Source organism: Ligilactobacillus murinus DSM 20452 = NBRC 14221, assembly GCF_001591685.1.
Lineage (GTDB): Bacteria > Bacillota > Bacilli > Lactobacillales > Lactobacillaceae > Ligilactobacillus > Ligilactobacillus murinus.
In genome coordinates this window covers 1-1,497 of the sequence record NZ_BCVJ01000108.1, presented here as the reverse complement: position 1 = coordinate 1,497, position 1,497 = coordinate 1, and the positions used below count along the sequence as shown (strand labels likewise).

General features: G+C 35.9%; 1 protein-coding gene. It reads right to left on the bottom strand.

Translation table 11 applies throughout. The features are described 5' to 3' along the window. Positions 1-132: 132 nt before the first annotated feature. Entirely contained in the window at positions 133-1,386 is a 1,254-nt protein-coding gene (locus LMU01S_RS09965) for an RNA-guided endonuclease InsQ/TnpB family protein (RefSeq protein ID WP_056958378.1), read from the bottom strand. Positions 1,387-1,497: the final 111 nt, after the last annotated feature.

Below are 1,497 nucleotides of genomic sequence, written 5' to 3'. Positions count from 1 at the left end.
TTACGGCTTTTAATCACAATTTGCGTAGATACAGCCCTGCTTATAATCCATCTGAGATAAATCATAAGTCTGACACGCTAATTACCAACGCCATTAGAGTCCGCAAGTTGCCAAACGGACTATTTTAATGAGTTATTTAGCCAACTTAGCTAAGCCTTTGTCTAAGATATTTAGACTAGCATTGTGGTCACGAATGTGGAAAGCTCCACATTGAGGGCATATCCACTGACGGTCCTTTAGGGTTAGTTTTTGAGTATCATCAGTTCCCATTACAAATTTGCACGTATGACACATTTGCGTTGTGTTCTTTGGGTTAACGGTAATAAAGATTCGTCCGTATAAATTAGCTTTGTATTCTAATTTTTGTAAAAAGCTTCGCCAACCGACATCAGAAATTGACATAGCTAAAGCGTTATTTTTCAACAAATTACTACTTCTTAGATTCTCTGCCACAATCAAATCGTGGTTATTGATAAGTACCATGGAGAGATAATTTAAGAAGTTTTTTCGTTGATTGCGAATTTTATCATGCAACTTAGCTACTAAGTGTCTTTGTTTTTGATAATTCTTACTATCACGTAAGGAACGGTTTTCTTTCTTAGCTCGCAATTCACGCCGTGATAAGGTTCGTTGAGCCTTAGCTAATTTATGCTTAATAGTTCGATAATAACGTGGGTTATCAACAATTACGCCGTCACTAGTCGTTAAGAAGTTCTCGGTATTAAGGTCAATGCCGATTTGAGAATTGGTTTTAGGTAAGATTTTAACGAATGGGGTATCAGACCCTAATTGCATGGAAACAAAATACCTATCAGCACTATCTTTTGAGATAGTTACTGTTCCGATTCTAATATCGCTTTTCTTATCTAAAATACGACGGTATGAGCCACTGACTCTCAATTTACCTAATTTGGGCATTTGGATATGCTTCTTATCAATAAATCTAACTGACCCACTAAACATATCCATGGATTTATTTTTACCGTACTGGCAATTGGTTTGATAACTTTGTCGATAACTTTTCTTATGATAGTTAGGTGTGCCAGCTTTATGAACCTTGCGATACAATTTCCAAGCCTTTTGATAGTTTTGGATTGCATTAGCTTTAGTCAAACTATCAATTCGTTTATCTTGCATATATTGGTAGTGATTAGACATGTTTCTAGCGTTTTTACGACTCTCCAAGTCAACAATCCGTGCTTGGATAGTATCAATTGGCAATTTAACTTGCTTTAAGTGGTATAATTCTTGGTCAATCGCCACCATCTTATTATACACCGTGCGACTAATATCAGAGTTGACTTGAATAATTTGCTTTTGCTTAGTCGAAGGATAAATTCGCATTTTTAACCCAAAGTGATAAGCTAGTTTACTCATTGATTTCATTTTACTTCACCACCTTTCAACTATTAATATATCATATTAATAGCTTACTGACGTAAGCTAGGGCTATCCAGCCCCTCACTAAAGTAAGGGGATTTCCGCCCAACTATTATT